At 74.5% G+C, this 23,703-nt stretch carries 18 protein-coding genes and 2 pseudogenes; 14 read left to right on the top strand and 6 right to left on the bottom strand.

Translation table 11 applies throughout. The annotated features are described in order from the left end of the window. Positions 1–101: 101 nt before the first annotated feature. Entirely contained in the window at positions 102–2,684 is a 2,583-nt protein-coding gene (locus tag ACZ53K_RS14490; RefSeq protein WP_468835547.1) for a helix-hairpin-helix domain-containing protein, read from the bottom strand. After that, positions 2,681–3,664 carry an aldo/keto reductase gene (locus ACZ53K_RS14485; protein ID WP_468835544.1) on the bottom strand — a complete coding sequence of 328 codons (984 nt, stop codon included), beginning with the start codon at positions 3,662–3,664 and terminating at the stop codon, positions 2,681–2,683. Before ACZ53K_RS14485 ends, ACZ53K_RS14490 begins: the two co-directional genes overlap by 4 nt. Positions 3,665–3,826: 162 nt before the next feature. On the opposite strand from ACZ53K_RS14485, the gene ACZ53K_RS14480 reads away from it, so the two are divergent. After that, on the top strand, positions 3,827–4,882 hold the full coding sequence (locus tag ACZ53K_RS14480) for an LLM class F420-dependent oxidoreductase (protein ID WP_468835542.1): 1,056 nt from the start codon (positions 3,827–3,829) through the stop codon (positions 4,880–4,882). 291 nt (positions 4,883–5,173) lie between these two features. Beyond that, positions 5,174–5,962, top strand: coding sequence for a ferritin-like domain-containing protein (locus ACZ53K_RS14475; protein WP_468835925.1), 789 nt, complete (start codon positions 5,174–5,176; stop codon positions 5,960–5,962). A gap of 30 nt (positions 5,963–5,992) precedes the next feature. Here ACZ53K_RS14475 and corA read toward each other — a convergent pair whose 3' ends face one another. Then, a complete protein-coding gene (corA, locus tag ACZ53K_RS14470; protein ID WP_468835923.1) occupies positions 5,993–6,985 on the bottom strand; it encodes a magnesium/cobalt transporter CorA in 993 nt (330 codons plus the stop codon). Positions 6,986–7,121: 136 nt separating this feature from the next. Here corA and ACZ53K_RS14465 point away from each other — a divergent pair, with 136 nt between their 5' ends. The 5 genes from ACZ53K_RS14465 (at position 7,122) to ACZ53K_RS14445 (ending at position 12,040) form a co-directional block, all read left to right on the top strand. Beyond that, positions 7,122–7,820: a histidine phosphatase family protein gene (locus tag ACZ53K_RS14465; protein ID WP_468835539.1), complete on the top strand. Its 699-nt coding sequence runs from the start codon at positions 7,122–7,124 to the stop codon at positions 7,818–7,820. A gap of 129 nt (positions 7,821–7,949) precedes the next feature. Next, positions 7,950–8,540 (top strand): DUF3090 domain-containing protein, encoded by a 591-nt coding sequence (locus ACZ53K_RS14460; RefSeq protein ID WP_468835536.1) that lies wholly within the window; start codon positions 7,950–7,952, stop codon positions 8,538–8,540. Next, entirely contained in the window at positions 8,504–9,487 is a 984-nt protein-coding gene (locus ACZ53K_RS14455) for an SCO1664 family protein (RefSeq protein WP_468835534.1), read from the top strand. Before ACZ53K_RS14460 ends, ACZ53K_RS14455 begins: the two co-directional genes overlap by 37 nt. A gap of 191 nt (positions 9,488–9,678) precedes the next feature. Further along, a complete protein-coding gene (gene mshC, locus ACZ53K_RS14450; protein WP_468835531.1) occupies positions 9,679–10,908 on the top strand; it encodes a cysteine--1-D-myo-inosityl 2-amino-2-deoxy-alpha-D-glucopyranoside ligase in 1,230 nt (409 codons plus the stop codon). A gap of 181 nt (positions 10,909–11,089) precedes the next feature. Then, on the top strand, positions 11,090–12,040 hold the full coding sequence (locus ACZ53K_RS14445; RefSeq protein WP_468835528.1) for an SMP-30/gluconolactonase/LRE family protein: 951 nt from the start codon (positions 11,090–11,092) through the stop codon (positions 12,038–12,040). 794 nt (positions 12,041–12,834) lie between these two features. Here the strand turns inward: ACZ53K_RS14445 and ACZ53K_RS14440 are convergent. The 3 genes and pseudogenes from ACZ53K_RS14440 to ACZ53K_RS14430 form a co-directional block, all read right to left on the bottom strand. Then, a pseudogene (locus tag ACZ53K_RS14440) lies at positions 12,835–13,359 on the bottom strand (LuxR C-terminal-related transcriptional regulator); the annotation flags it as partial. 544 nt (positions 13,360–13,903) lie between these two features. Continuing rightward, positions 13,904–14,014: pseudogene (locus ACZ53K_RS14435) on the bottom strand (hypothetical protein); the annotation flags it as partial. A 394-nt stretch (positions 14,015–14,408) separates the two neighbouring features. Beyond that, entirely contained in the window at positions 14,409–15,704 is a 1,296-nt protein-coding gene (locus ACZ53K_RS14430) for a PAC2 family protein (RefSeq protein WP_468835525.1), read from the bottom strand. A 289-nt stretch (positions 15,705–15,993) separates the two neighbouring features. Between ACZ53K_RS14430 and ACZ53K_RS14425 the strand changes: the two genes are divergently transcribed. The 7 genes from ACZ53K_RS14425 to ACZ53K_RS14395 are packed head-to-tail and all read left to right on the top strand — an operon-like array spanning position 15,994 to position 23,700. Then, entirely contained in the window at positions 15,994–17,343 is a 1,350-nt protein-coding gene (locus tag ACZ53K_RS14425; RefSeq protein WP_468835522.1) for an enolase C-terminal domain-like protein, read from the top strand. After that, the gene (locus ACZ53K_RS14420; protein ID WP_468835519.1) at positions 17,340–18,149 is read left to right on the top strand and encodes an SDR family NAD(P)-dependent oxidoreductase; all 810 of its coding nucleotides are present in this window, start codon (positions 17,340–17,342) and stop codon (positions 18,147–18,149) included. Before ACZ53K_RS14425 ends, ACZ53K_RS14420 begins: the two co-directional genes overlap by 4 nt. Before the next feature lie 10 nt (positions 18,150–18,159). Then, positions 18,160–19,182, top strand: coding sequence for a sugar ABC transporter substrate-binding protein (locus ACZ53K_RS14415; RefSeq protein ID WP_468835516.1), 1,023 nt, complete (start codon positions 18,160–18,162; stop codon positions 19,180–19,182). 13 nt (positions 19,183–19,195) lie between these two features. After that, positions 19,196–20,791, top strand: a complete 1,596-nt coding sequence (locus ACZ53K_RS14410) for a sugar ABC transporter ATP-binding protein (protein WP_468835514.1) — start codon at positions 19,196–19,198, stop codon at positions 20,789–20,791. After that, the gene (locus tag ACZ53K_RS14405; RefSeq protein WP_468835511.1) at positions 20,788–21,822 is read left to right on the top strand and encodes an ABC transporter permease; all 1,035 of its coding nucleotides are present in this window, start codon (positions 20,788–20,790) and stop codon (positions 21,820–21,822) included. The genes ACZ53K_RS14410 and ACZ53K_RS14405 overlap by 4 nt, the downstream gene beginning before the upstream one ends. Positions 21,823–21,832: 10 nt before the next feature. Continuing rightward, entirely contained in the window at positions 21,833–22,849 is a 1,017-nt protein-coding gene (locus ACZ53K_RS14400; RefSeq protein ID WP_468835508.1) for an aldo/keto reductase, read from the top strand. Continuing rightward, on the top strand, positions 22,846–23,700 hold the full coding sequence (locus ACZ53K_RS14395; protein WP_468835506.1) for an amidohydrolase family protein: 855 nt from the start codon (positions 22,846–22,848) through the stop codon (positions 23,698–23,700). Before ACZ53K_RS14400 ends, ACZ53K_RS14395 begins: the two co-directional genes overlap by 4 nt. Positions 23,701–23,703 lie beyond the last annotated feature (3 nt).

The raw sequence follows: 23,703 nt of genomic DNA, 5'->3' as shown, positions 1-23,703 counted from the left end.
GGTCTGCGATCGCTGCGGGCCGTGTGCCTGCGGCTGGTGCGGGCGTGTACCGGTGGCGGGCGGCACGTTGATGCGCGCCGCCCGCCACCGTGCGGCACGGGTCAGCCGGTGAGGGCGTCCGCCGTGGCCTGGACCGTGTGCAGCTGGAGCAGCGTCCGCAGGCGGGTGGTGCGCTCCTTCACCGGGACCTCCGCGACCGCGCGCGGCAGCGCCTGGTCCACGCCCTGTACGACGGACAGATGGCGCTCGGCGCGGCTGAAGGCGGTGTAGACCCAGGAGCGGGTGAGCCCCTTGGCGGCGTCGCCGGGCAGCACGACCACCACGGCCGGCCAGCGCGAACCGACCGCCTGGTGGGCGGTGACGGCCCAGCCGTGCCGGACCGTGTCCGGGCTCACCCGCTCACGCGGTACGAGCACGGGTGATCCGGCGCAGTCCAGGTGCAGTCCTGTCGCGTCGGCGCCGGTGACCCGGCCGGTGACCGTACGGCCGGGGACGGGCGAGTAGGCGACGCGGTCGCCCGCATCGAAGCCGCCGAACCGGCCGGGGCCGGGGTTGAGACGCTCCTTGAGGGCCGCGTTCAGCGCGCGGGTGCCCGCGGCGCCGCCGTGGCCGACGGTGATGACCTGCGTCTGCTCGGCGGGCACCCCGATCGCCCGGGGCACCGAGTCGGCGACGAGCTGGACGGTGCGGTGCACCGCCTCGCCCGGATCGCGAGCCGGGACGATCACCACTTCCTTGCCGGGGGCCTCGACCTGGGTCAGCTCGCCGATGCCGATGCCCGAGACCAGCTCGCCGACCGGCCCGAAGTCCGGGGTGCGGGAGGCCACCTGGGGGCAGCAGCGGGCGGCGAGCACGTCCGCGAAGAGCCGGCCGGGACCGGCCGACCACAGCACGCCGGGGTCGCCGCTGAGCACCAGCCGGGTGCCGTCGGTCAGCGACTCGACGAGCATCGCGGCGGTTTCGAGGTCCAGTTGGGGCGCGTCCAGGACGACCAGCAGGTCCAGGGCGAGCGCGCCGTCCGCGTCCCGGCCGGGCCCTTCGCGGCCGGCCAGCAGCCCGGACAGCGTCACGGCGGCCTCGGAGGGGTCGCCGGGCGCGGGTGCCGCGGCGAGGCCGGCGTACGCGTCGGTGGCCTCGGCGAGGTGCCGGGCCAGGCGGTCGCGGCCGTCCGCGGTGTGGGTGGCGCCGCACGCCCGCAGGCCGAGCGCGCGGGCCGCGGCGATCAGTGCGGCGGGCTCGGCGCGCGCGGCCTCGGCGCCGGTGTGCGCGACCAGGCCGCCGCGGGCCGCCGTACGGATCAGCTCCGCGGCGGAGGGGGAGGGAGCGGCCGACGCGGCGGCCTCCCACGCGGACGCGGAGGGCTGCCGTACGGGCGGTACGGCCACGTCATCGGACTGCTGGGCGGCGGCCGGCTCCGGGGAGGCGTCGCGCTGTCCGGCGTCCTTCTGTTCGGGGGTGCCCTGGTCGGCGTCGGGACCGGCCTCGGCGTCGGTGTCGGGACCGTCTTCGCCCTCCCCGGGCTCCTCGAACGTGTTGAGCAGCCGCGCCAGGCCGTCCGCGACGCTCTCCTCGGCCATCGCGAACCGGTCGAGCCCGAGCAGTATCCGGACCGGCTGTTCCGCGTCCTCGTCGTCGGCCGCCGGGCGGGCCGCGCCGGGCGTCTCGATGGCGTCCTGGAAGACCAGTACGGCTCCCTCGGCGATGGCCGTCTGCAGGGCCTCGTCCGGGTCCGGTACTGAGCGCTGGGCGAGCGCGGCACGCAGCGCGGGCGCCTCCAGTGCGGAGTGGCCCGCCAGGGCGGCCTGCTCCAGCAGCCAGCCGACCAGGGCCTGCGCGCGCCGTTCGTCGTCCGGTCCGCAGGCCGGTCCGAGCAGCGCCCGCGCGAAGCCGTCGGCCTGCTCGGGCCGGACGCCCGGCACGGAGAGCAGCTGCCACGGGTCCTCGCGCAGCGCCTCCGCCGCGCGCTCGCCGAGCGTTTCAGCGGTCTTCGCGGCCAGTGCCTCGGGGGCGCCGCCCGCCGTCAGTACCTGTCGTACGCCGTCGAGGCCGGGAGCCAGGGTGGCCGTCGTGGCCGGGTGGGCCGCCGTGTGCTCGGCGGGGGCGGGGCGGCCGCCGCCGTCGCCGCCGCCAGGGGCCGGGTGGGTGTGGCCCGGGACGCTGTCCCGGTTCGGCTCGGCAGCGGCCTGCGGCGGAGCGCCCGACGGCCCGGCCTGGCCGCCTGACGGTCCGGCCTGGCCGCCGCGTTCCTGGGCCGCCGGGGCCGGTACGCCGCCCTGGGGTTTACGGGCGCCTGCTGCCGCTCCCGCGCCGCCCGAGCGGGGGGACCGCTGGGTGAAGAACGAGTCCGCCGACCGCTCCCCGCTCTCCACGGCCCGCACGGCCGCTGCCAGCGCGGCGGCGGTCGGCGCCGCACCCCGCCCGGCGGCCTGGCCGCCGCTCACGGAGCCAGGGCCAGGGTCGGAGCCGGAGCCGGAGTCGGGGCTCGGGCCCGAGCCCTCCGTGCCGGTGCCCGCCGCCGGGCCCTCCGCCCCCGCCGCGCTCCCGGCCTCCGTCGCACCGGCCGTCTCGCCGTCCGTCCCGGCTGCCCCCGGGGCACCCGTCGTGGCGGCCTCTCCGTGGGCGGTCTCCGGGCCGGGCGCGGTGGGCTCGGGCGCGGCCTCGTCGGAGAGGCGGTCGGTACTCACAGCGTGCTCCAGTCGTGGTCGGGGTAGTGGTGCACCGGGGCCGAGACATCGTCCAGGGCCCGGCAGATCTCGTCAGGAAGACTAAGGGTCTCCACTGACAATGCCGCTCTGAGCTGCTGCGCCGTGCGTGCGCCGACGACCGGGGCGGCGACTCCGGGCCGGTCGCGCACCCACGCGAGAGCGACCTGCAGCGCGGTGACGGCGAGGCCGTCGGCGGCCGTGGTGACCGCTTCGACGATCCGGCCCGCCGTGTCGTCCAGGTAAGGGGCGACGAACGGCGCCAGCTGTTCCGAGGCGCCGCGGGAGTCGGCCGGGGTGGCGTGCCGGTACTTGCCGGTGAGCACCCCGCGGCCCAGCGGTGACGAGGGCAGCAGGCCGACGCCCAGGTCCCGTGCCGCGGGCAGCAGCTCCCGCTCGATGCCGCGCTGGAGGAGGGAGTACTCCATCTGGGTGCCGGCCAGGCGCGTCCGTATGGTCGGGGCCGACAGCTGCCAGGTCGCGGCCTTGGCCAGCTGCCAGCCGGAGAAGTTCGAGACGCCGACATAGCGCGCGCGGCCGGTGGCGACGGCGATGTCGAGGGCCTGGAGGGTCTCTTCGAGCGGGGTGTACGGGTCGAAGGCGTGCAGCTGCCAGAGGTCCACATAGTCGGTGCCGAGACGTTCCAGCGAGGCGTCGAGCGCGTCCAGCAGGTGGCGGCGGGAGCCGTCGACGCGGCGGTCCGCGTCCAGGACGCTGCCCGCCTTCGTGGCGATCACCAGGTCCCGGCGCGGCACCAGCCCCTCGCAGAGCCGGCCCAGCAGATACTCGGCGCCGCCGTCCGCGTACACGTCCGCCGTGTCCACGAGGGTGCCGCCGGCCTCCCAGAAGGCCTTGAGCTGCTCGGCGGCGTCGTGCTCGTCGGTGTCCCTGGCCCAGGTCAGGGTGCCGAGGCCGAGGCGGGACACGCGCAGGCCCGTACGGCCGAGGTGCCTTTGCTCCATGGGCCTTGAGATTACTGGCCCGTCGGCCGGGCCGGTGGACCTGTGGACAACGGGTCGGCACGCCGCGCGGGCACCCTGTGGACAACCGGCCGGTGACGCCCGGCGCCACCCCGCGCTAGAGTCCCCGGAACACCGACGTTACTGATCAGTAAGGGGAGCGGTATGAAGCTCGGGATCAACCTCGGCTACTGGGGCGCCGGGATGGACGCGGACAATCTGGCCGTCGCGCAGGAGGCCGACCGGCTCGGCTACGCGGTGTGCTGGGCGGCCGAGGCGTACGGCTCCGACGCCCCCACCGTGCTCTCCTGGGTCGCCGCCCAGACCGAGCGCATCGACATCGGCTCGGCGATCTTCCAGATCCCGGCCCGTACGCCCGCGATGACCGCGATGACGGCCGCCACCCTGGACTCGCTGTCCGGTGGCCGCTTCCGCCTGGGCCTGGGCGTCTCGGGGCCGCAGGTCTCCGAGGGCTGGTACGGCGTGAAGTTCGACAAGCCGCTGGCCCGCACCCGCGAGTACGTGGAGATCATCCGTAAGGCGATGACCCGCGAGCGGCTGTCCTACGAGGGGCAGCACTGGACGCTGCCGCTGCCCGGCGGCCCCGGCAAGCCGCTGAAGCTGACCGTGCACCCGCAGCGCGAGCACATCCCGCTCTACATCGCCGCGATCGGCCCCAAGAACCTCACCCAGACCGGTGAGATCGCGGACGGCGCTCTGCTGATCTTCCCGTCCGCCGACCACCTGGAGGAGACGGCGATCTCGCACATCCGGGCCGGCCGGGAGAAGGCGGGCAAAACACTGGAGGGCTTCGACGTCTGCCCGACGCTGCCGCTGGCCCTCGGCGAGGACAAGGACGTCAGCGCGCTGGCCGACATGTTCCGCCCGTACACCGCGCTGTACGTGGGCGGCATGGGCAGCCGCAAGCAGAACTTTTACAACCAGCTCGCGCAGCGCATGGGCTACGAGAAGGAGGCCGCCGAGATCCAGGACAAGTACCTGTCCGGCGACAAGGAGGGCGCGGCGGCGGCCATCCCGCAGAAGCTGATCGACCAGACCACGCTGCTGGGCTCCGTCGAGCGCATCGCGGACCGGATGCAGGCGTACGCGGCGGCCGGCGTGACCACGCTGACCCTCGCGCCCGCGGGCTTCACACTGGAGGACCGGATCGCCTCGCTGCGGGCGGGCACCGAGGCACTGGAGCGCGCGGGGCTGGCGTAACGAGCGCCCTGATGAGGACCCGGGCGGCCGGGGCGCAGGGCCGGGCCCCGGCCCGGGCAAGCCTGCGGCCGTGGTGGGGGCTCGGGGGTCTTCCCCGCCACGGCCGTCACCCGGCACAACGCCGGTACGGCCCGCGTGGTTACGCCGCGGTGCTCCCTCCCGCCGCCGGTCCGTCTTCCGGCTGTCCGGTGTGTCATCTGATCGGATGAGATGGCCGACGCCGTGGTTGTCACCTCCGCCGTACCGCACTTCACTTTTCTTCTGCGGATGCGGCGTATCGGAGGTGGCCCGGTGCTCTCGGCCAGAAGTCTGTTCCAGGAGATCCTCGACCACGACGAGTCCTACCGGCTCTTCTGCTCCATCGCGGCCGGCGGCGAGGCGCAGGGCGGCTGGGAGAACGGCCGGATCGCCGCCCTGATGCCCGGGTCGCTGCGCGCGCTGGCCCCCAAGGCCGCCCGGCACGGCGCAGACGAGGACAAGCACGGCCGCCTGTTCAACGCCCTGCTGCGCAAGCGCGGCCTGGAGCCGGTGCCGGTCCCCGAGGCCGCCGATTACACCGTCCTCCTGGAGTGCCGGGGCATCGGTCTGCCGCACGCCAGGCTGCGCCGCGACGAGCCGCTCACCGAGCAGGACATCGTCACCTACCTCGCGCACAGCCGTGTCACCGAGCAGCGCGCCGCCGAGCAGATGGACCTGCTGAAGAAGCACTTCGGCGGTCACCCCGACATCGGCAGGGCGGTCCTGATGATCGCCCGCGACGAGGAGAACCACCTCGCCTACTGCCACGAGGAGCTGCTGCGGCTGGCGGATCAGGGCCACGGCCCCGCGATCCGGCGCACGCTGCGTGCCGCGGCGCGCGCCGAGATCGAGGTCTACCGGGACGTCAGCCTGGCCGTGATGGCCCACATGGGGCGCATCCTGGGCTGGTCCCGGGCGAAGTCCGCCGCCCTCGCCGCCGGCATCCGCACGGTGTACGTCTACGAGCGGCTCGCCGGGTGGCGCCGGATGGTCACGCTCCGCCTCCCGGAGCGGCGGGACGCGCTGGGCGGCCCCGCCGCCTCGGCGCCGGAGTTCGTCTGAGGCGTACGTACCGGGCGGGGCGCACGGTGCTCACAGCCAGCCGCGGCGTTTGAACATGCGGTACAGCAGCAGCTCGATGAGCACCATCAGGAGCAGGATGCCGTGGTAGCCCCAGCTCCACTTCAGCTCGGGCATGTGCTCGAAGTTCATGCCGTAGACGCCCGCGATCAGCGTCGGTACGGCGGCCAGGGCGGCCCAGGCGGAGATCTTGCGCATGTCGTCGTTCTGGCGCACGCCCATCTGTGCCAGGTGGGCGCTGAGGATGTCCGACAGCAGCCGGTCCAGGCCCTCGACGGACTCGTTGGCGCGGGTGAGGTGGTCGCCGACGTCCCGGAAGAACGGGCGGGCCTCGTCGTGCACGAAGGGCACCCCGGGGTTCTGCAGCCGCAGCATCGGCTCCACCAGCGGGTTGGTGGCCCGCCGGAACTCCAGCACCTCGCGCTTGAACGCGTAGATCGCGGCGGCGGTGTTGTTGGTGTCCGACCGGGACGGCGCGAACACCTCCGCCTCCAATTCCTCCAGGTCCACCTGGAGTTCCGAGGCCACCTCGATGTAGTGGTCGACGACCGCGTCGCTGACCGCGTACAGCACGGCGGTGGGGCCGTGCCGCAGAACGTCCGGCTCGTGCTCCAGGCGCCGGCGGACGGCGGCGAGCGGGCTGGCCGCGCCGTGCCGGACGACCACGACGAAGGAGTCCCCGAGGAAGATCATCAGTTCGCTGGCGGAGATGGAGCCCGCCGCGTCGTCGTAGGAGATCGGTTTGAGCACGACGAACAGGGAGTCGTCGTACACCTCCAGCTTCGGCCGCTGATGGGCCTTGAGAGCATCCTCCACGGCGAGCGGGTGCAGCCCGAACTCCCTGCTGACATGGTCGAACTCCTCCTGGGTGGGCTCGTGCAGCCCGAGCCACAGGAAGGAGTGACCCTCGGCGCGCGCCGCTTCGAGGGCATCGGAGAAATCCGTGGGCCCCTCGGTGCGGCGGCCGTCCTGGTAGATGGCGCAGTCGACGATCACACGGGGAATTGTCACTCGCCGTGCCCTGTCGTGCCAGGAGCGGGGTACGGGCGGGCCGCCCGCGCCGTGCCTCCCGGTACGGTCACGGTCCACCGCACCGGTCCCGGGTCCGGAGCCGCCGCCCCGGGAACGTAGGCTGGCTGCCATGCCCACGCTGATCCTGGTGCGGCACGGCCGCTCCACCGCCAACACGTCCGGCCTGCTCGCCGGGCGGATGCCCGGAGTGGCCCTCGACGAGCGGGGCGCCGCCCAGGCCGCCGCGCTCCCCGGCCGTCTCGCGGACCTGCCGCTCGCCGCCGCCGTGAGCAGCCCGCTGCAACGCTGCCTGGAGACCCTGCGGCCGCTGCTGGACGCCCGGCCCGGTCTGCCGCTGCACACCGAGGACCGCGTCAACGAGTGCGACTACGGTGACTGGTCTGGACGCAAACTGGCCGAACTCGGCGACGAGCCGCTGATGGAGGTCGTCCAGCAGCACCCGTCCGCCGCCGCTTTCCCCGGCGGGGAGTCGATGCGCGCCATGCAGGCCCGCGCCGTGGACGCGGTACGCGACTGGAACGCCCGGATCGAGGCGGAGCACGGCCCCGAGGCGGTCTACGCGATGTGCTCGCACGGCGACATCATCAAGTCGCTGGTCGCCGACGCCCTCGGTCTGCACCTCGACCTCTTCCAGCGGATCTCTGTCGAGCCCTGTTCGCTGACGGCGATCCGCTTCACCCGGCTGCGGCCCTACGTCGTACGCCTCGGCGACACCGGCGACTTCGGCGGGCTGGCGCCGCGCGCGGACGGCAGCTCGGCGGCGGCCGAGCGGGACGCGGCCGTCGGAGGTGGCGCGGGCGGATCGTGATCAGCGGGCGCAGTAGGGTGGTGCGACGGCGCTGCCAGCCCTACTTCCTGCGTTCCGCCACCGGAAGCCCCATCCACAGGAACCGCAGCGACCACACAGACCCCGCAGTCGAGCAAACGGAGCAGGACGTTGTCCCGTCAGGTGTTCTTCTACGACGCGCCGGACCGCTTCGTGGCCGGTACGGTCGGGCTGCCTGGCCGCCGTAGCTTCTTCCTCCAGGCGACGGCTTCCGGCCGCACCACCAGTGTCGCCCTGGAGAAGACCCAGGTCGCCGCGCTCGCCGAGCGTATCGACGAGTTGCTGGACGAGGTGGTGCGCCGCAGCGGCGGCAACGCGCCCGTCCCCGCGGTCGCCCCCGCCGAGATGTCCGACACCGCTCCGCTGGAGTCGCCGGTCGAGGAAGAATTCCGGGTCGGCACGATGGCGCTTGCCTGGGACGGCGACGAACAACGCATGATCATCGAAGCCCAGGCGCTGGTCGAGCTGGAGGCCGACACCGACGAGGACCTCGCGGAGGCCGAGGAGCGGCTGCTCCAGGACGACGAGAACGGCCCGCCGATGCTGCGCGTCCGCCTCACCGGCACGATGGCTCGCTCGTTCGCCAAGCGGGCCCTGGAAGTCGTCAACGCGGGTCGCCCGCCCTGCCCGCTGTGCAGCCTGCCGCTCGACCCGGAAGGACACGTATGCCCGCGTCAGAACGGATACCGGCGGGACGCGTGATGCCGGGGGAGGAGACGGCGGCGGCCGGCGGCGGACCGGCGGGCCAGGCGGCGGACGGCCGTACGGGTGACGCCCCGGACGGCGGCCCGGACGGGCAGGCGAACGGCGGCGGGAACGGCAGCGGCGGCATAGCCGCCCGGGTCGGCGACCGCCCCGGGCAGCTGACCGCCGACGCGCTCGCGCACGGCGAGCTGACCGTACGCGGCCAGGTCCGCGAGGCGTCCAACGCCGTCCTGTACTGCACGATCAGCTACGAGGGCGCCACCGGCACCTGTGTCTACAAGCCCGTCGCCGGCGAGCGCCCGCTGTGGGACTTCCCCGACGGCACGCTCGCCCAGCGCGAGGTCGCCGCGTACGAGCTGTCCCGGGCCACCGGCTGGGACCTGGTGCCCACCACCGTGCTGCGCGACGGCCCGTACGGGCAGGGCATGGTCCAGGAGTGGATCGAGGCGGCGCCCGAGGGCGCGGAGCTGCTGGCGCTGGTCGAGGGCGAGGAGCCGGGGCCCGGCTGGAAACCGGTGGGTTTCGCCGAGGTCGGCGAAGGGCGCACGGCGCTTCTGGTACACGCCGACGACGAGCGGCTGCGGCGCCTGGCGGTCCTGGACGCCGTGATCAACAACGGTGACCGCAAGGGCGGCCACCTGCTGCCCGCCGACGGCGGCCGACTCTACGCCATCGACCACGGCGTGACCTTCAACGCCGAGGACAAGCTGCGTACGCTCCTGTGGGGCTGGGCGGGGGAACCGCTGACCGGGGAGGCCCGCGAGGTGCTGGGGCGGCTCGCCACGGCCCTGGAGGAGGGCGCTCCGCTCGCCGTCCGGCTGGCCGGGCTGATCACCGCCGCCGAGCTGGCGGCGCTCCGGGCCCGGGTGGCGGACCTGCTGCGCACCGGGGTGCACCCGCGGCCGGGCGGCGACTGGCCGCCGATCCCCTGGCCGCCGGTCTGAGGGACGGACGGCCGCGGGTCTGCGGGACGGACGCGGCAGCCTGGCGGTACGAAAGGGCGGCCCCGGGGCGTTGCCCGGGCTCCGGCGAGGCTTGGGCTGCACAGAACATCCGCCCGGCGCAAGAGTGCCTTCTCGGCCAAGATCCGAGGTCCGGTTCGTATGCGGAACATGCATCCGGTTACGCTCAAGACATGCATGCATGGCCCGCTTCTGAGGTCCCCGCCCTGCCCGGCCAGGGCCGCGACCTGAGGATCCACGACACAGCGACCGGCGGACGGGTGACCCTCGACCCCGGTCCCGTCGCCCGTATCTACGTCTGCGGCATCACGCCGTACGACGCCACCCACATGGGGCACGCGGCGACCTACAACGCGTTCGACCTGGTTCAGCGCGTGTGGCTCGACACGAAGCGCCAGGTGCACTACGTGCAGAACGTCACCGACGTCGACGACCCCCTCCTGGCGCGGGCGCAGGCCACCGGCGACGACTGGACCGCGCTCGCCGAGCGCGAGACCGCCCTGTTCCGCGAGGACATGACGGCCCTGCGGATGCTCCCGCCGCGCGAGTACGTCGGTGCCGTCGAGGCCATACCGTGGATCGTCCCGATGGTCGAGCGGCTGCGCGACAACGGCGCCGCCTACGAGCTCGACGGCGACGTCTACTTCTCCGTCGAGGCCGACCGGCACTTCGGCGAGGTCTCCCGGCTCGACGCCGAGGCGATGCGGGTGCTGTCCGCGGAGCGCGGCGGCGACCCGGAGCGCCCCGGCAAGAAGAACCCGCTCGACCCGATGCTGTGGATGGCCGCCCGCGAGGGCGACCCCAGCTGGGACGGCGCCTCGCTCGGCCGCGGCCGGCCGGGCTGGCACATCGAGTGTGTCGCCATCGCCCTGCAGTACCTCGGCATGGGCTTCGACGTGCAGGGCGGCGGCTCCGACCTCGCCTTCCCGCACCACGAGATGGGCGCCTCGCACGCCCAGGCGCTCACCGGCGAGCACCCCTTCGCCCAGGCGTACGTGCACGCCGGCATGGTCGCCCTGAACGGCGAGAAGATGTCCAAGTCCAAGGGCAACCTCGTCTTCGTCTCCAAGGTGCGGCGGGACGGCACGGACCCGGCGGCGATCCGCCTGGCCCTGCTCGCGCACCACTACCGCGCCGACTGGGAGTGGACGGACGCGGTCCTGGAAGAGGCCGTGGAGCGGCTGGCGCGCTGGCGTGCCGCGGTCTCCCGCCCGGACGGGCCGTCGGCCGACGCGCTGCTGGCGGAGATCCGTACGGCGCTGGCGGACGACCTGGACTCGCCGGCCGCGCTCGCCGCGGTCGACCGCTGGGCCGCCGCGCAGCAGGCGGCCGGCGGCAGCGACGAGGGCGCCCCCGGCCTGGTCTCGCGCTCCGTGGACGCGCTGCTCGGCGTCGCACTGTGACCCCCTGACGGACCACTGGCGAAACGGTCCGTCACCCTCCGTCCCCCCGGGGCGTTCCCTCTGCCGAGGGAGCGCCCCGATTCGCTTGTGAAGACGTAACGGTGCGGCGGACGGCGGGCCCACCGGTGTGCTGGGCTGAGCGTCACAGGTCCCACGGACCCCCGCAGGAAGGACGCGCATCATGCCTCGTTCCCTGTCCCGCCGAAGACTGCTCGCCACCGGTACGGCACTGGGCGCCGGCGCCGCACTCGGACCACTGACCGCACCCGCCCACGCGGGCGGCCGGTGGCCCACCACGATCCCGCTGCCCGACGGCTTCCGGCCCGAGGGCATCGCCATCGGCCCGGGCCCGTACGCGTACTTCGGCTCGCTGGCCGACGCCTCGGTCTACTGCGCCGACCTGGCCACCGGCCGCGGCCGGCTGATCACCGGCAGCCTCGGCACGGGCCGGCAGGCCGTCGGCCTGCGGACCGACGCCCGGGGGCGGCTGTTCGTCGCCGGCGGCGCCGGCACGCTCCGCGTCATCGACACCCGTGGCGGCGCCGTCCTGGCCACCTACCCGGCCGGCGACGGGCAGAACTTCGTCAACGACGTCATCCTCACCCCGGACGCCGCCTACTTCACCGACTCCTTCCGCGCCCAGCTGTACGTGCTGCCCCTCGGACGGCACGGCGAACTGCCCGGCCCGGACGGGCTGCGCACCCTGCCGCTGACCGGCGAGTGGGTCCAGGGCCCGGAGTTCAGCGCGAACGGCATCGAACGCACCCCGGACGGCACGGCGCTGCTCGTCGTCAACGCCTACGCGGGCGCGCTCTTCCGGGTCGATCCGCGGACCGGGAACGCCCGCAAGGTGACGCACAGCGGCCCGCCGCTCGTGAACGGCGACGGGCTGCTGCTCCTGGACCGGGACCTGTACGTCGTGCAGCAGGCGCAGAACGCCGTGGACGTCCTGCGCCTGAACCGCCCCGGCACGTTCGGCCGGGCCATCGCCCGGATCACCGACCCGCGCTTCCGGATACCGACCACCGCCGCCGCCTATGGGGACCGCATCTACCTGCCCAACGCCCGCTTCGACGTGGACCCGCCGCTGCCCACCACGACGTACACCGCCGTCGCGGTGGACCGCGTATGACGGACGGGGCAGGGAGACGCACACCGGCGGGACGCTCCCTGCCCCGCCGGAGACTGCTCGCCACCGTCGCCGCGACGGGTGCGGCAGCGGCACTTGGGCCCGCCGCCCGCGCCGCCGCCCGGCCCCGTACGGCCCCCGTTCCCGGCCGTACGGTCTTCCGGCTCCCCGACGGTTTCCAGCCGGGCTGTGTCGGCGACGGCCGCTTCAACCTGCTCTACTTCGGCTCGCTCCGCGACGGCTCGGTCCACCGCATCGACCCGGCCATCGGGGAGGGCGCCCTCGTCCACCGGGGAACCGGCGGCCCGGCGATCGCCCTCCAGGTCGACTGGCAGACGTCACTGTTCATCGCGGGCGGCGCGAGCCGCGAACTGCGCGTGGTCTCGGGCAGCACCGGCGAGGTCCGCGGCGTCTACCCCCTCGGCGGCGCGGATACGTACGCGGGCGACCTGATCGGGTACGGCGCCGGGCACTACATCACCGACGCCGGCCGCCCGCAGCTCTACTTGCTGCCCTACGGCCCCGCAGGCTCGCTCCCGCCACCGCCCGGCGGCATCGTCACCCTTTGGGCGGGTACGTCCACGTCGTCCAGCCACTGCGGAACGCCGTGGACGTCCTGCGCCTCGTCGCCGGCACCGGCAGCACCACCGTCGGCCGCCTCACCGACCCGGACCCCGACGTCCCGGGCAAGCCGACGGTGGACTGGACGCGTACGCAGCTGTGCGTGCCCAACTCCGCCTCGGGGTGCCGCCGGCGCCGACCACCCCGTACACGGCGCTGTCCCTGCCGCAGTGGCGTCAGAGCGGGCCGGGCGCCGGTGGCGGGACGATCCCGGCCTCGTGAGCGACGACGGCAGCGGCGGCCCGGTTGTCCACGTCCAGCCGCGCCAGGATGGCGCTCACATGGGCCTTGACCGTTCTCTCCACCACGCGCAGCCGCTGGGCGATCCGGCCGTTGGACAGCCCGGCGCCCAGGTACGCCAGCACCTTCCGCTCCCGGGCGGTCAGCGAACCCACCCGGTCCCGGGCCGCGGCCCGCCGGCCGGCCAGCGCGCCCGCGCCGGTCGCCGCGAGGTGCGCGACGACCCGGGCCGCCACCTTCGGCGCCAGGTACGCGGCGCCCTCGGCCACCGCCCGGACCCCCTTGATCAGTTCCTCGGGCTCGCCCGACTTGATCAGGAACCCGGCCGCGCCGCCGCCGAGCGCCCGGAGGATGTAATCGTCCTCGCCGAACGTCGTCAGCATGACGACGCCGGTGGCCGGTACGGCACCGCGGATTCCGGCCGCCGCCTCGATGCCGTCCATCCCCGGCATCTGGATGTCCGGCCGGCCGGTCCGGCAGCGGCACGCCGCCCGGGGTGGCGGGGACGGCGTACGGGGAGGCGGGGACGGCGTACGGTACCGGGTGGTGGCGCGGAATGCGTGCGTCCACCGTGAATCCCCCGCCGCACGGCCCGTACCGGAAGGAACCGCCGGCCGACCGCACCCGCTCGTCGAGGCCGACGAGACCGCGTCCCCCGCCGGGCAGACGGCCTGCGGGCGCGCGGGACGGCGGCCCGTTCTCCACCACCACCCTCGTCTCCGTGGGCGTGTGCGTCACATGGACGGTCGCCCGCGCGCCGGGCGCATGCTTGGCGACGTTGGTCAGCGCTTCCTGTACGACACGGTGAGCGGCCCGTTCGGCCGGTACGGAAAGGCCGTCCGCCGCGCCGTCCACGCGCAGTTCGACCGGAAGCCCGGACGCGGACGCCTGAGCGGTCAGCTGCGCCAGACCGGAACCCGGCCGCCGCGCGGACATTTCGGCGGCCTCCTCCCGCAGGACACCGATCACTTCACCGAGACGCTCCACCGCGGCCGCCGCCCTGGCCCTGATGTCTCCCGCGGCCCGCCGGTGGTGATCGTCGAGCCCGGGGGCGAGCTTCAGCGTGCCGGCGGTCAGCGCGATCAGGCTGAGGTCGTGGCCGAGCACATCGTGCATGTCCTGGGCGATACGGGCCCGCTCGCCCTGCCGGGCCCGGTGGGCGGCCAGCTGCCGCTCACGGGACAGCTGTTCGGCCCGCTTCCGGCCCGCCCGGACGGGGAACCGTCCCAGGAGGAAGGCGACGACCGTGGCGGGCAGGGCCCACCACAGGTCCGTGCTGCTGAGAGCGGCTGTCATCGCCGCGGCCGCGGTCACAACGATCCCCCCGATCAAGAGCCCGCCGCGAACCGGCCGCCCCCGTGGGGCTCCACGGAGTGGGCGGGCCGGGGGCGCATCCGTACGAAGACGAAGAGCAGCTTCGCGGACACGGGCGCACCGGGGGATCGCCGGTGAGGAGGAGCCCGCGCTCACCCCGCCTTAGGGGACGACCCGGAGGCCGCCCCCTCGGGGGTCATTCCGCCGAGTCGTCCCGGGATCCGTCCCGGGATCCGTCCCGGGAGCCGTCCTCCGGGCTCTTGGCGTCCGCGGAACCGGTCTCACGGGCGCTGCCGGGCTCGCGGGTGCCGTTGGCTTCACGGGCGCTGCCGGGCTCGTGGGCGCCGTCGGACGTACGGGAGTTACGCGGCTCCCGGCCCGGCTCGCCGGGCCCGGTGGAATCCGTGGGCTCCTTGGAACCCTCAGCACCCTTGCCGCCCTTGCTGCCCTTGGTTTCCTCGGTCTCCGCCGGTTCCTTCGGCTCCCGGGGATCCCTGGACTCCTCAGGCTCCTTGGAGTCCTTCGGCTCCTTGGGCGCCGGCTTCGGCGGGCGGGTGCGTCCGCTCGTCGTGTCGCGCAGGTACGAGCCGTCGCGGCCGTCGGCCACCCCGCCCTCGGTCGCCAGGCCGGGGCCGGCCTGCGGGTCCCTGCGCCGCAGATAGCGCTCGAACTCCCGGGCGATGGCCTCGCCCGACGCCTCCGGCAGGTCGGCGGTGTCCCGGGCCTCTTCCAGTGACTGGACGTACTCGGCGACCTCGCTGTCCTCGGCCGCCAGCTGGTCCACGCCCAGCTGCCAGGCGCGGGCGTCCTCGCTCAGCTCGCCCAGCGGGATGCGCAGGTCGAGCAGGTCCTCCAGGCGGTTGAGGAGCGCGAGGGTGGCCTTCGGGTTGGGCGGCTGCGAGACGTAGTGCGGCACCGCCGCCCACAGGCTGACCGCCGGGACGCCCGCGTGGGTGCACGCCTCCTGGAGGATGCCGACGATGCCCGTCGGGCCCTCGTACCGGGTCTCCTCCAGGTCCATCGTGCGAGCCAGGTCCGGGTCGGAGGTGACGCCGCTGACCGGCACCGGCCGGGTGTGCGGGGTGTCACCGAGCAGCGCGCCCAGCACCACCAGCATCTCGACGCCCAACTCGTGGGCGAAGCCCAGGATCTCGTTGCAGAACGAGCGCCAGCGCATGCTGGGCTCGATGCCGCGCACCAGCACCAGGTCGCGTGGCTTGCCCTTGCCGTTCGCGTCGGCGATCCGCACGACGGAGAGCCGCGTCGTGGGCCACGTGATCTTGCGGACGCCGCCGTCCAGCCAGACCGTCGGACGGTTGACCTGGAAGTCGTAGTAGTCCTCCGCGTCCAGCGCGGCGAACACCTCGCCCTTCCACTCCCGGTCCAGATGCGCGACCGCGGCGGAGGCGGCGTCGCCGGCGTCGTTCCAGCCCTCGAACGCGGCCACCATGACCGGGTCGATCAGCTCGGGAACTCCGTCGAGCTCGATCACCCAGCGCCTCCTTCCGACCGGCGCCGCCTCCTCGGGACGGTCACCGGCAGCAGTTCCATTGCGTGCGCCCCCAGCCTACGGCGTCCGTGGGACCCCGACGCAGCCCCTGTGCACGAACGAGTGTGCATACATCCGACGTGTTCGGATTGCGTCCGTCCCGGTCCCGTCGTCCGCGGCCGTCCGGACCCCGTCCCGCGTCCGGGTTCGGACACCGGCGGGCAACTTCGCCGCGCCCTCTGGACGGTGGCGCGGAAGCGGCGCTATACATCGGAGGTCCGGGAAAGGTCCGATGTTCGTCCGCACCCTCGCCGGAGGCGTACGTATGGCCGTCACCGCACCCGTCACGGGCGTCGAGGTCCACGACGTCCGCTTCCCCACCTCACGGCGGCGCGAGGGCTCGGACGCGATGAACCCGGACCCCGATTACTCCGCCGCCTACGTCGTCCTGCACACCGCCGACGGCGGCCGGGGGCACGGCCTGTGCTTCACCATCGGCCGCGGCAACGACCTCGCCGCCGCCGCGATCCGCGCCCTCGCCCCGCACGTGACCGGCCGCCCGGCCCCCGCCACGGCCGCCGGCCTGGCCGCCCTGCACCGCGACCTGACCCACGACTCGCAGCTGCGCTGGCTCGGCCCGGAGAAGGGCGTGACCCACATGGCGGCCGGGGCGCTGGTCAACGCCGCCTGGGACCTGGCGGCCCGCCGCGCCGGCCTGCCGGTGTGGGCGTTCCTGGCCGCCATGACACCCGAGGAACTGGTCTCCCTCGTCGACTTCCGCTATCTCTCCGACGCGCTGACCCCGGACGAGGCACTGGCGATCCTGCGCGCCGCCGAGCCCGGCCGCGAGGAGCGCGCCGCCCGGCTCCGCGCCGAGGGGTACCCCGCGTACACCACCTCGCCGGGCTGGCTGGGCCTCGACGACGCCACCCTCGTACGGCTGGCCGGGCAGGCGGTGGCCGACGGGTTCGGGCAGATCAAGCTCAAGGTGGGCGCCGACCTCGGCGACGATCTGCGGCGGCTGCGGCTGGCCCGGGAGGCCGTCGGGCCGTCGGTGCGTATCGCGGTCGACGCCAATCAGCGCTGGGACGTGGCCGACGCGGTGCGCTGGATGACCGCGCTCGCGCCGTACCGGCCGTACTGGATCGAGGAGCCGACCAGCCCCGACGACATCCTCGGGCACGCCGCCGTGCGCTCCGGCCAGCCGGTCAAGGTCGCCACCGGCGAGCACGCCGCCAACCGCGTCGTCTTCAAACAGCTGCTCCAGGCCGGGGCGGTGGACTTCGTCCAGATCGACGCGGCACGGGTGGCGGGGGTCAACGAGAACCTGGCGGTCCTGCTGCTCGCCGCCAAGTACGGCGTGCCGGTGTGTCCGCACGCGGGCGGCGTCGGGCTGTGCGAGCTGGTGCAGCACCTGGCGATGTTCGACTACGTGGCGGTGTCCGGGAGCCGGGACGACCGGGTGATCGAGTACGTCGACCATCTGCACGAGCACTTCACCGACCCGGCCGTCGTCGAGGGCGGCCGCTACCGGACGCCCGCCGCGCCGGGCTTCTCGGCCCGGATGAAGGACGCGTCGGTCGCCGCGTACCGTTTCCCGGACGGGCCGGTGTGGCGGGCCGGACAGGAGGGCACGGGATGACCGCCACCCCCGAGACCCCCGCTCCCTCCGAGGGGCGCGACTTCGCGGGCATGGCGGCGCTCGTCACCGGCGGTGCCTCCGGCATCGGCGCCGCCACCGCCGCCCTGCTGCTGCGCCGCGGCGCCCGGGTCGCCGTACTGGACCGCGACCCGGCCGGCGCGCCGCCCGGCACCGTGCCCGTCACGGCCGATGTGACCGACGCGGACGCCGTACGGTCCGCCGTCGCGGCGGCCGTGGACGCGCTGGGCGGGCTGGACACCCTCATCGGCAACGCGGGCATCGGCGCCGTCGGCACGGTCGAGGACAACGCCGACGAGGAGTGGCGGCACGTCCTCGACGTCAACGTCCTGGGCCTGGTGCGCACCGCGCGGGCTGCCCTGCCGCATCTGCGGCGCACGGCCGCCGCGCACCCCGGCCGCGCCTCCATCACCCACACCTGTTCCATCGCCGCCACCGCCGGACTGCCACAGCGCGCCCTGTACAGCGCCAGCAAGGGAGCCGTCCTCTCCCTCACCCTCGCCATGGCCGCCGATCACGTGCGCGAGGGCATCCGCGTCAACTGCGTCCATCCCGGTACGGCCGACACCCCGTGGGTCGGGCGGCTGCTGGCCCGCGCGCCGGACCCGGCGGCCGAGCGCGCCGCGCTCAACGCCCGGCAGCCGACCGGCCGGATGGTCACCGCGCACGAAGTGGCCGCCGCCATCGCCCATTTGGCGTCCCCGGCGGCCTCCGGCATCACCGGCACCTCCCTCGCGGTCGACGGCGGGATGCAGGGACTGCGGCTCCGCCCGGCACCTGACCTGTAAGGACGGGACCATGAGACTGCGTACGACCGGCGCGGCGGCCGGTGCCGTCCTGCTCGCCGCCGCGCTCACCGGCTGCAACCGTGGCAGCGACTCCCACGGCCGGATCGGCATCGACCTGCCGCGCGCCGACACCGACTTCTGGAGCTCCTACCAGCAGTACCTGGAGCAGGAGCTGGCCGCCGGGAAGATCAGGGCGCTGCCGCTGTCCAACTCCCAGAACGACATCGCCAAGGTCGTCTCCAACGTGCAGGCGCTGACCGGGCAGGGCGCCGAGGCCATCGTGATCGCCCCGCAGGACACCGGCGCCATCACCGCCGAACTCCACCGCCTCGCGGCCCAGCGGATTCCCGTGGTCAGTGTCGACACCCGGCCGGACGAGGGCACCGTCTACATGGTCGTACGGGCCGACAACCGCGCGTACGGCCAGAAGTCCTGCGACTACCTGGGCCGGAAGCTGGGCGGCCGGGGCCGGGTCGCCGAGCTGCAGGGGGACCTCAGCTCCGTCAACGGCCGGGACCGCTCCGAGGCGTTCGCGGCCTGTATGAAGCGGAAGTACCCCGGGATCACCGTGCACGAGCTGCCCACCGACTGGAAGGGCGAGGTCGCCGCCGCCAAACTGCAGAGCCTGCTCGCCCAGCACCCGGACACCGACGGCATATACATGCAGGCCGGCGGGGCCTTCCTGCGGCCCACCCTGGCCCTCCTCGAACAGCGCGGGCGGCTCAGGCCCGCCGGTACGCCCGGGCACATCACGGTCGTCTCCAACGACGGCATCCCCGACGAGCTGGCCGCGATCCGCGCGGGGACGATCGACGCGACGCTCTCCCAGCCGGCCGACCTGTACGCGAAGTACGCGCTGTACTACGCCCGCGCGGGGCTGGCGGGCAGAACGTTCCGGCCCGGCCCGACCGGCCACGGATCGAAGATCGTGAAGATCCCGAACGGCCTGGAGGACCAGCTTCCGGCCCCGCTGGTGACCCGGGCCAATGTCGACGACCCGAAGCTGTGGGCCAACCGGATGACGGACAAGTAGGGCGGTGGCGGCCGTGCGCAATCCGACGGAGGACGCGGTGGCGGAGCCGCCCGCCGTACACGCCGAGGGCATCGTCAAACGCTTCGGGCCGACCCTCGCCCTCGACGGCGCCGCACTGACCGTACGGCGCGGCGAGGCGCACGCCCTCGTCGGCCGCAACGGCGCCGGCAAGTCCACCCTGGTGTCCGTCCTCACCGGCCTGGTACGGCCGGACGCCGGACAGGTCGCCTTCGACGGCGTCCCGGCACCCCGCTGGGGCGACGCCGCCGCCTGGCGGCGCAGGGCCGCCTGCGTCCACCAGCGGCCGATGACCGTCCCGGAGCTGACCGTCGCGGAGAACCTCCACCTCAACCGCTTCCCGGACGGCCGGGTCATCCGGTGGCGGGCGCTGCGCGCGCGGACCGCCGCCCTGCTGGCCGAGTACGGCGTCGACGTCGACCCCACGGCCCGCATGAAGGACCTCGGCGTCGAGCAGCGGCAGTTCGTCGAGATCGCCCGGGCGCTGGCCTGCGGCGCGCGCCTGATCATCCTCGACGAACCCACCGCCCGGCTCGACGCGGGCGGCATCGCCCGGCTCTTCGCCAAGCTGCGCGACCTGCGGGCGGGCGGCACCGCCTTCCTGTTCATCTCGCACCATCTGCACGAGGTCCACGACCTGTGCGACACCGTCACCGTCCTGCGCGACGCCCGCCCGGTGCTCACCGCCCCCGTCGCCGGGCTGGCCGGACACGACCTGGTGGCGGCGATGACCGGGGAGCGGGCGGCACCGGCCGCCGGCCCGGCACGGCCGGCACCGCGGCCGGCGGGCGAGCCGGTGCTGCGCGTCGAAGGGCTGGCCCTGCGCGGCGCGTTCGCGCCTCTGGACCTGACCGTGCGGGCGGGCGAGGTGGTGGGTCTGGCCGGCGCGGCGGCCGGCGGCACCACCGCCATCGGCGAGACGCTGGCCGGGGTGCGGGTGCCGGACAGCGGGCGGATCGAGGTGCGCGGACGGCCCGTACGGACCGGCAGCGTGCGGCGCGCGATCGAGGCGGGCATCGGGTACGTACCGGAGGACCGCCACCACGACGGGCTGGTGCCCGGCCGCAGCGTCGCCGAGAACGCGACGCTGGCCGTCACCGACCGGCTCGGCCCGTTCGGCACCGTACTGCCCTCCCGTACGCGGGCGTTCGCCCGGCGCATGATCACCGCCCTGGACATCCGGACCACCGGGCCCGGCCAGCCGGTGTCCGGGCTCTCCGGCGGCAACCAGCAGAAGGTCGTCGTCGCCCGGGCACTGGCCCGCGAGCCCGCCGTGCTGGTCGCGGTCCGGCCGGCCAACGGGGTCGACGTGAAGTCCAGGGACGCGCTGCTGGGTGTCGTACGGGAGGTCGCCGCGGCCGGCCGCGGCGTGCTGATCGTCTCCGACGAACCGGCCGACCTGCGGGTCTGCGACCGGGTGCTGGCGGTGTTCCGCGGGCGGGTGGCCGCCCGGTTCGCACGGGACTGGGAGGAGCGGGAGCTGGTGGCGGCGATGGAGGGGGTCACGGCGACCGAGAGGGTGGCGGCGCCGGAGGGGGCGGGCGCCGGGGACGGCACGGGCGCCGCGACGGAAGGAGACCCCAGGCCATGACCGACACCGCACGGCAGCGGCCGGCCGGCCTGGCGGACGCGCCCGCCGCCGGACGCCGCCCGCACCCCGCCCTCGCCCGCTGGCGGGACGTCTCGCTGGTCCCGGTGATCTTCGTGCTCGGCGTCGCCGGCTTCATCGTGTCGCCCGCCTTCCTCACCCGGGACAACCTGATCGGCGTCGTCCAGCAGTCCACCGAACTCGGCCTGCTGGTACTGGGCGAGGCACTGATCCTGATCAGCGGACGGATGGACCTCTCGCTGGAGTCGACCATCGGCCTGGCGCCGGTGGCCGCCCTGTGGCTGGTGACGCCCGCGCACGGCGGGCGCTTCGAGGGCCTGGGACTCCTGCCCGCGTGGACGGCGGTGCCCCTGTGCCTCGCCGTGGGCGCCGCGGTCGGCGCGGCCAACGGATTCCTCATGCTCACCCTGCGCGTCAACGGCTTCATCGCCACCCTCGGCATGCTGACCATGCTGCGCGGCCTGCACCTGGGCATCTCCGAAGGCCGGTCGATCGGCGACGTTCCGGAGTCCTTCGCCTACCTGGGCAAGGCCGTCTGGCTGGGCGTACCGGCCGCCGTCTGGATCTGCCTGGCGCTCTTCGCACTCGGCGGCGCGGCCCTGGGCTGTCTGCGGCACGGCCGCGCGCTGTACGCGATCGGCGGCAACCCGGAGGCCGCGCGCACGGCCGGCATCCGCGTCGACCGGATCACCTGGGTCGTGCTCGCCGTCGGCGGCCTCCTGGCCGCCTTCGCCGGCATCCTGTACACCGGACACTACGGGGCCGTCTCCGCCAGTCAGGGCAACGGATGGATCTTCCAGGTCTTCGCCGCGGCCGTCATCGGCGGTATCAGCCTCAAGGGCGGGCGCGGCACGCTCTTCGGCGCGCTCACCGGTGTCCTGACCCTCCAGCTCGTCATCAACGTCATGACGCTGGGCGGGGTACCACCCCTGTGGACGCAGTTCCTGAACGGCCTGATCATCATCATCGCGCTGGTCATCTCCCGCTTCACCAGCGGGGAGAAGCAGGACTGAGGAGGCGGCGATGCCGTACATACCGTGCGCGGAGCGGCGGTTGGGCCGTACGGACGTGACCGTACCGCCCCTCGGACTGGGCTGCGCGCCCCTCGGCAACCTCTACCGGCCCCTCTCCGAGGACCGCGCCCAGCAAACCGTGCGCGCCGCCCTCGACACCGACGTACGCCACTTCGACACCGCGCCGCACTACGGACTAGGCCTGTCCGAGGAGCGCCTCGGCCGCGCGCTGGCGGGCCGCGACCGCGCCTCGTACGTCCTGTCCACCAAGGTCGGGCTGCGGCTGCGGCCCCTCGCGCCGGGCGAGCAGGTGGACGGCCAGGGCTACGCCGCCACTCCGGCCCGCGCCCGCGTCCGCGACCTCACCCGCGACGGCATCCGCCGCACCCTCGACGCCTCCCTGGAACGACTCGGCGTCCCCGCCGTTGACATCGTCTACCTGCACGATGTCGAAGGGCAGGAGGCCGCGGTGTACGAAACCGGCTTCCCCGCCCTCGCCGAACTGCGCGCGCAGGGCGTGGTGGGCGCCATCGGCTTCGGCATGAACCACAGCGGCGCCCTGGCCCGCTTCGTCGCCCGCCTCGACGTGGACGTGGTGCTGTGCGCCGGGCGCTGGACCCTGCTCGACCGCACCGCCTTCGACGACCTGCTGCCGGTCTGCGCGCGCCGCGGCACGTCGGTCGTCGTCGGCGGCGTCTACAACTCCGGGCTGCTGGCCGACCCGTCACCCGGCGCGCCGTACGACTACGCGCCGGCCCCGCCCGCGCTGGTGGAACGGGCCCGGCGGCTCGGGGACGTGTGCGCGGAGTTCGGCGTCCCGCTCAAGGCCGCGGCCCTGCGGTTCCCCTTCGGCCACCCCGTCGTCGCCGGGGCCCTGGTCGGCGCCGCGTCCCCGGAAGAGGCACGGGAGAACGCCGGACTGTTCACGTACGACATCCCCGACGCCCTTTGGCACGCGCTCACCGGCTGTGGCTTGCTCGGCGCCGACCTGCCGCTGCCCACCGCCGACCCCGGAACGTGCCCGTGACCGGCCACGATGGCTCGCCGACGCCCGACCGTATCGACGCGCACCACCACCTGTGGGACCTGGCCCGGCGCCCGCAGCCCTGGATGGACGGCGCTTGGGCCGACCCGATCCGCCGTACGTACACCCTCGCCGACCTGACACCGCACCTCGCCGCCCACGGCATCGACGGCACCGTCCTGGTCCAGTCCTCGGCCTCCCGCGCCGAGACCGCCGAACTCCTCGCCCTCGCGGCCCGCGCGCCCGCCGTACGGGGCGTCGTGGGCTGGGCCGACCTCACCGACCCGGGACTCCCGGACGTCCTCGCGGCGATGCCGCCGCAACTGGTCGGCCTCCGCCACCAGATGCAGGACGAGCCCGACCCCGACTGGCCGGCCCGGCCCGCCGTGCGGCGCGGACTGGCCGCCGTGGGGGACGCCGGACTCGTCTACGACCTGCTGATCACCCGGCACCAACTGCCCGCCGCGACCGCCGCCGCCCGCGCGCTCCCCGGCCTCCGCTTCGTCCTCGACCACGCCGCCAAGCCCGCCATCGCGGGCGGGGAGTGGCAGCCGTGGGCCGACGGCCTGGCCGCCCTCGCCCGGTTGCCGAACACCGTGTGCAAGCTCTCCGGCCTGGTCACCGAGGCAGACCGGTCGACATGGCGCCCTGTCGACATCGTCCCGTACGCCCGGCACGTCCTGGACGTCTTCGGCCCGCACCGCGTCCTGTTCGGCTCCGACTGGCCGGTGTGCACCCTGGCCGCCGGGTACGGGGACGTCGTCGCCCTCGCCGAAGCGGCCACCGCCCCTCTCGCACCGGACGAACGGGCGGCGGTCTTCGGGGGGAACGCGGCGCGGGTGTACGGGATGTGACCG

This window comes from Streptomyces sp. NPDC033221, assembly GCF_055577005.1.
This window is presented reverse-complemented; position numbering and strand designations above follow the sequence as displayed.